This is a genomic window from Mycobacterium sp. TH-M106 (assembly GCF_057473765.1).
Genome location: NZ_JBYCLE010000408.1, coordinates 1 through 6,522, shown reverse-complemented (window position 1 = coordinate 6,522; position 6,522 = coordinate 1). Strand labels below are relative to the sequence as shown.

6 protein-coding genes and 1 pseudogene are annotated in these 6,522 nt (G+C 67.4%); 4 read left to right on the top strand and 3 right to left on the bottom strand.

Annotated elements, in window-relative coordinates; genetic code table 11:
- The 4 genes and pseudogenes from AC2VOP_RS14410 to AC2VOP_RS14395 all read left to right on the top strand — a co-directional run.
- A pseudogene (locus tag AC2VOP_RS14410) lies at positions 1-188 on the top strand (magnesium transporter); the annotation flags it as partial.
- Positions 185-721, top strand: a complete 537-nt coding sequence (locus tag AC2VOP_RS14405) for a DUF1003 domain-containing protein (protein WP_486961605.1) — start codon at positions 185-187, stop codon at positions 719-721. The pseudogene AC2VOP_RS14410 and the gene AC2VOP_RS14405, both read left to right, overlap by 4 nt.
- 190 nt (positions 722-911) lie before the next feature.
- A complete protein-coding gene (locus AC2VOP_RS14400; protein ID WP_486961604.1) occupies positions 912-2,147 on the top strand; it encodes a lytic transglycosylase domain-containing protein in 1,236 nt (411 codons plus the stop codon).
- Between the two features lie 49 nt (positions 2,148-2,196).
- Positions 2,197-3,351 (top strand): Mrp/NBP35 family ATP-binding protein, encoded by a 1,155-nt coding sequence (locus AC2VOP_RS14395; RefSeq protein ID WP_486961603.1) that lies wholly within the window; start codon positions 2,197-2,199, stop codon positions 3,349-3,351.
- 8 nt (positions 3,352-3,359) lie between these two features.
- Here the strand turns inward: AC2VOP_RS14395 and AC2VOP_RS14390 are convergent, their stop codons facing one another.
- The 3 genes from AC2VOP_RS14390 to AC2VOP_RS14380 all read right to left on the bottom strand — a co-directional run.
- A complete protein-coding gene (locus tag AC2VOP_RS14390) occupies positions 3,360-4,979 on the bottom strand; it encodes a Na+/H+ antiporter (protein WP_486961602.1) in 1,620 nt (539 codons plus the stop codon).
- Positions 4,980-5,084: 105 nt separating this feature from the next.
- Positions 5,085-5,492: a Sec-independent protein translocase protein TatB gene (gene tatB / locus AC2VOP_RS14385; protein WP_486961601.1), complete on the bottom strand. Its 408-nt coding sequence runs from the start codon at positions 5,490-5,492 to the stop codon at positions 5,085-5,087.
- A gap of 8 nt (positions 5,493-5,500) precedes the next feature.
- Positions 5,501-6,522, bottom strand: a 1,022-nt coding sequence (locus AC2VOP_RS14380) for a S1C family serine protease (protein ID WP_486961600.1), incomplete at its 5' end; no start/stop codon positions are given.

The following is a 6,522-nucleotide window of genomic DNA, read 5'->3' as shown; positions in this document are numbered from 1 at the left end:
CCGAACTGACCCGCTATTTCGCCGCCTACAACCTGATCTGCGGGCCGGTGCTCGACGAGCAGAACCACCTGCTGGGGGCGGTCACCGTCGACGATGTACTGGACCACCTACTGCCGCACGATTGGCGGGAAAGCATCGATGAACCGGGGTTCGACGTCGCCGGGACCCCGTCAGGAGGGTCTTCGTGACCGATCATTCTGCACGGCAGCGGCTCTACACTCCGCGCACGTCGAGGCTGCCCAGCCTGCGGGTGGACCCCGAGGCGCTCGGCCGGATCACCGAGTCGGTGGCACGGTTCTTCGGCACCGGCCGCTACCTGGCCGTCCAGACCGTCGTGGTAGTGGCCTGGATTCTGCTCAACGTCTTCGCGGCCAGACTGCACTGGGACCCTTACCCGTTCATCCTGCTCAACCTGGCCTTCTCCACCCAGGCCGCCTACGCGGCACCGCTGATCCTGCTGGCCCAGAACCGGCAGGAGAACCGGGACCGGATCAGCCTGCAGGAGGACCGCCACCGAGCCGAGCAGACTAAAGCCGACACCGAATACCTGGCCCGCGAGCTGGCCGCAGTGCGGCTGGCTTTGGGCGAGGTGGCCACCCGCGACTACCTGCACCACGAGCTGCTGCGGCTGCGTGAACTTCTCGAGCACCTGCGGGACTGCAAACCCGATGCCGACCCGGCCACCCACGAGCCCGCGGGCCAGCCCGGCGGAGTGGGTTGACCAAACGGCACGACAAGAGAACCGTTCGATAACGCTTCTGACGCAGCCTGGTTTAGGTATGGTGACCTAGTTCATCGAAGCCGATGCGCCGCGCTTTTCGGTGTACCCGGTTTCACCGCGACGGACGAGTGGGGACCGAGTGCGTAGAGGGGACGGCGCCCGCACGACCGGGTGGCGTCGGCTAGCGGGCGTGACACGACCGGCGTTCGGACTGGCCGTCATCACCCCGCTGGTGTTCGCCGGCGCGGTCGGCGCGACGCCCAGGTCTGCCATGGCCACGCTGCAGCTACGCGATATCAGCGCTACCCGGGTGACTCCGCTAGCCGCCGTCGCGTCTACCCCCGATTACTCGTCCGGCCCGGCCGTGGTCGCCGTCGAACGTCTGCCGAGCAGCTTCCACGTGGCAGAGGCATCCAGCTCGGCTCCGCCGCCGGCGACACTGGTGTATTCGCCTGGCACACTGCGGATTCCGGCGATGGCGCTGGCAGCCTACCGTAACGCTGAGCAGAAAATGAGCGTCGCCAACCCGGAGTGCGGGATCAGTTGGAACTTGCTGGCTGGCGTCGGCCGTATCGAGTCGATGCACGCCAACGGCGGCGCCACCGACGCACGCGGCACCGCGGCCCAGCCGATCTACGGGCCGGTGCTGGACGGCTCGCTGCCCGGCAACGAGGTCGTCGTCCAGAGCGCCGGCGCCGGCCGAGTCGTCTACGCGCGGGCCATCGGGCCGATGCAGTTCCTGCCCGGCACCTGGGCACGCTACGCCTCAGACGGCGACGGCGACGGACAGGCGGATCCACAGAACCTCTACGACTCCACCTTGGCAGCGGCGAGGTATCTGTGCAGCGGCGGAATGAACCTGCGTGACCAGTCGCAGGTGATGGCCGCCCTCCTGCGCTACAACAACTCAACGGCTTACGCACGCAACGTGTTGGGCTGGGCCGCGGCGTACACCACCGGGGTCGTGCCGATGGACCTGCCGCCGATAACCGGGCCCCCACCGCCGCTCGGTGACCTGCACTGGGAGAAGCCGGAAGGTCTCGGACCGGACTCGCCGCTGAACGCCCACGGGCTGGCGCCCACCGACCCGATGGCGCGGATACCGCTGATCGATTTGAGCCAGCAACCCGCGACGAGCAGCCAGCAGCAAGGATGGTCCTGGCTGCAATCCTGGCTGCATCCCGCCCAGGCGCCTTCTTCGATCGCGACGTGCGGCTTGATCTGCCTGGAGCCGCAGGCTGGGCAGCCGGCGCCGCTGCCGCCCTATGATGTGCCACCGCCACCGGCGGCGCCCACGCCGCTGCCGCCCTATGATGTGCCACCGCCACCGGCGGCACCCTATGATGTGCCACCGCCACCGGCGGCGCCCACGCCGCCGGCGCCGATGCCCCCTTACGCCGTGCCACCGCCGAGCCCGCAAGGCTGACGAAGATCACAGTTCGACAGCCGCGGTCGCTCACCTAGACTCGGCTGTGATGTCGAAAACACCCGATGACACCTCCGGTCTGCACGACAAGGTCTATGCAGCACTCGGCACGGTGCTGGACCCCGACATCCGGCGTCCGCTGACCGAACTGGGGATGGTCAAGAGCATCGAGATAGCTCCAGACCACAGCGTGCACGTCACGGTCTATCTGACCATCGGGGGCTGTCCAATGAAATCCCAAATCACCAGCATGGTCACTCAGGCCGTCAGCGATGTGCCGGAGACAGGCGCGGTCACGGTGAGCCTGGATGTGTTCAGCGACGAGCAGCGCGCCGAACTACGCAAACAATTACGGGGCGACACCGCCGAGCCAGTTATCCCCTTCGCTCAGCCTGGGTCGCTGACCAAGGTTTATGCGGTCGCCTCCGGCAAGGGCGGGGTGGGCAAATCCAGCGTGACGGTCAACCTGGCCGTCGCGTTGGCGAGCCGCGGACTTTCAGTCGGTGTGCTCGACGCCGACATCTACGGGCATTCGGTGCCGCGGATGATGGGCGTCACCGCATTGCCGACACAGGTGGAGTCGATGATCATGCCGCCGATCGGCCATGACGTCCGGGTGATCTCGATCGCGATGTTCACCAAGGGCAACACTCCGGTGGTGTGGCGGGGTCCGATGCTGCACCGGGCGTTGCAACAGTTCCTGGCCGACGTGTACTGGGGCGACCTGGATATCTTGTTGCTCGACCTGCCGCCGGGCACCGGCGACGTCGCCATCTCGGTGGCCCAGCTGGTGCCGCCGGCGGAACTCCTGGTGGTGACCACACCCCAGCTGGCCGCCGCCGAAGTCGCCGAGCGAGCCGGTGCGATCGCGCTGCAGACCCGTCAGCAGGTCATCGGCGTCGTGGAGAACATGTCCGGGCTGGCCATGCCCGACGGCACCACCATGCACCTGTTCGGTGCGGGCGGCGGCAAGCGGGTCTCCGAACAGCTCACCCGCGCGATGGGCAGGGACGTGCCGCTGCTCGGCCAAGTGCCGATCGATGCCACCATGGTGGCCGCCGGTGACTCCGGGACGCCGGTGGTGCTGATGCCCGATTCGATAGCCGGCAAGGAGCTGCGCAGGATCGCCGACGGCCTGGCGACCCGCGGTCGCGGTCTGGTCGGCATGTCGTTGGGCTTGGTCACCGGCCAGATGCAGCGGTGAGCCCGGGGCTAATAGCCGATATCGAGCGTCGCTTCTTCGAGGTCCAGTCCGTGTAGCGCGGTGCGCAGCACCTCGTCGTCGATCTGCCCACGGTTGCGTTCGGCGATGAACGTCTTCCGCTCGGCGGCCAGCATCTCCAACCGTAGCCGGCGAAAGGTAACCGCGGCGGTCTCGCCGGTGGCCGAGTCGGTGTGGGCGCGCCGCAAACGTTCCTGGGCGCTACTGCGGCGGCGGATGTTCCACACCCGCAGCTCCTCGATGACGCGCTCACTGGCGGCCGACGCCTCCATCGACGCGAGCACCTCATCGAGGCGATCGGCGGCGGCCCGGGCCGCTTTCTCCTGCGCGGCAGCCGCGGCGATCGCGTCAGTGCGTGCCTGGTCGCCGTGCACGCCGAGCTTGCGGACCAGCCACGGCAACGTCAGCCCGTGCAGCAGCAGTGTGCCCACCACCACCACGAAGGTCAAAAACACCAGCTGCGGTCGACCCGCAAGTGGCGTTCCCGCCAGGGTCGTCAGAGGCACACCGAACGCGGCCGCCAACGACACCACACCGCGCATGCCCGCCCACGCCAGGATGAAAACCTGACCGCGGGTGGGCGCCGGCTCGCGTTGCCGGATCCGAGCCGACAGCAGCCGCGGCACATAGGCGAAGAACACCACCCAGACGATGCGGACCGCCAGCACCGTCGAGAACACCGCCACCGACGCCACCGCCAGCGTCGAGCCGGCGACCCCATGCCGGTCCTGCGCGGCGGCGGGCAACTGCAGGCCGATCATCAAGAACGCGAATGATTCCATTACCAGCTGCATCGCCTGCCATACCGCCTGGTCCTGCAGCCGGGTAGCGTAGTGCATTCGGGTGAAACGTTGACCCAGGATCAGGGCGGCCACCACGACAGCGAGCACACCGGAGCCGTTGAGTTGGTCGGCCACCAGGTAGATCACGAACGGTGCGATCAGTCCGATCGCGCTTTCCACCAGCGGGTCGCCCAACCGGGAGCGCAGGTAGACGATGACGGCGCCCAGCACCACGCCGACCGCGATGCCGACAACGGCAGCCAAGGTGAAAGTAGCCAGCCCGTGACGCCAGCTGACGACCGTGCCGATCGCCCCGCCCAGCGCCACCTTGTAGGCGGTCAGCGCGGTCGCGTCGTTGAGCAGGCTCTCCCCGCCGAGCAGTGTCATCACCCGTCGGGGCAGCCCGACCCGGCGGCCGACCGCTATCGCCGACACCGCGTCGGGCGGTGCCACGATCGCGCCCAGGGTGAGGGCACTGGCCAGGGTCAGTGTGGGCACGGTGCGGTAGGCGACGATGCCCACCGCGATCGTCGTGGCAAGCGGCAGGCCGATCGCCAACAACCCGATGAAGCGCAGGTTGCGGCGGATGTTGACGAAGGAGCTTTCCAGGCCGGCCGACCACAACAGCGGCGGCAGGAGGACGAACAACACCAGGTCGGGTTGCAAGGTGATGTCGGGGGTTCCAGGAATTGTCCCGAGCACAAGCCCGGCGATCACCAGCAGCAGCGGTGTGGACATGTTGTGGCGCCGCGCCAGGGCCGCCAACAGCACCGCCACCACCAGCGGGGCCAACAGTGCCGCCAGCGCGTCCAAGGGTGAGGGGTTCACGTCGTCCGACCTCCGTTTCCCAACTGCGAACCCACGAGCACAGTGAGCAATGTAGCCAGTCGGACAGGCTCATCTGGCTGCAGGTCACCACGCCGGAGAGATCGGTCAGGTCGCGTCGGGGTCGAAGGGTGTCGACGTTTCCGGTGGGCCCTCGGAAGGACTCGGTGAACCCGCGCCAGGTGATGGAACCGTATCGGTGTTGCCAGGTCCCTCAGCGAGCTGGCTCACCGCGGTGAACAGCGAATCGTCACCGTCGAGCAGGTGTTTGGTCAGCGCAGCCCGCGGCGACATACCGCGAAATTTCTGCAGCTCGCTCAACGGCTGACGCAGATCGTCGAACTCCGGGCCGATCTCTTCGCGCAACTGTCGGCTGGCGTCACTGAGGTAGTCACGCACCTGCCGCAGTGCGGTAGCACTCCATCGGATTGCGCCCGGCAGCCGCTCCGGGCCCAGGATCACCAGGCCGACCACCACGAGTATCAGCATCTCCGCCCAGCCGACATTGGCGAACATCGACCCGGCTAGCTGTCCGCGGTCGGGGTTACGGTCAGCGTGACATGCCGGCCGTCGCGAACCACCTCGATCGGGGCTTCCTGCCCGATGGGCAGCTGCCGTACCGCGACGACGAACTCGTTCGCGTCGGCGACCGTGCGGTCCCCGACCTTGACAACCACGTCGTTTTCCAGCATGCCGCCCTTCTCCGCGGGGCCACCCACCTTCACGTTGGCGATCTGCGCACCCGATGCCATCGAGTTGCTCACCGACCGAGCGCTCACCCCCAGCGTTGGATGGACGATCTTGCCGTCTTTGATCAGGGTTTCTGCAACCGACTTCACCTCGTTGACCGGAATCGCGAACCCCAGCCCGCTGGCGCTGTCGGACAGCGACTTGCCCGCGGTGTTGATCCCGATCACCGCCGAGTCCATGTCGATCAGCGGGCCACCGGAGTTGCCGTGGTTGATCGACGCATCGGTCTGGACGGCGTCGATGACGGTGTCGGTGTCGGAGTCCTCACCCGACAGCGGAACGGGGCGGTGCAATGCGCTGATGATGCCGTGGGTGACTGTGCTGCGCAGCCCCAGCGGCGCGCCGGCCGCCAGCACCAAGTCGCCGACGTGCAGCTTCTCGGAGTCGCCGAACCTGGCCACCGTCAGGTTGTCGACGTTGTCCACCTTGAGCACCGCCAGGTCGGTCTTGGGGTCGCGGCCGACCAGATTGGCCAGTACCTCTTTGCCGTCGTTGAACACCACGGTGGTCTTGAACTTGCTGGGGTTGTTGGCCGCCTCGGAGATGACGTGATTGTTGGTGACGATGTAGCCCCGCCCGTCGACGACGACGCCGGAGCCCTGCATCCCCTGGTCATCGCTGATCGACTCGATGGTCACCACCGAGTCGCCCACCGCAGCGGCGACCTTGGCGAACAGTCCGCCGGGTTCTTCGGCATTACCGTTGGTGGACAACGTCACCTTCGAGGTGGTGAACGCCTCGACCACCTCCGCGGTCTTACGCCCGACCCAGCCGCCGGCCAACCCGATGCCCAGCG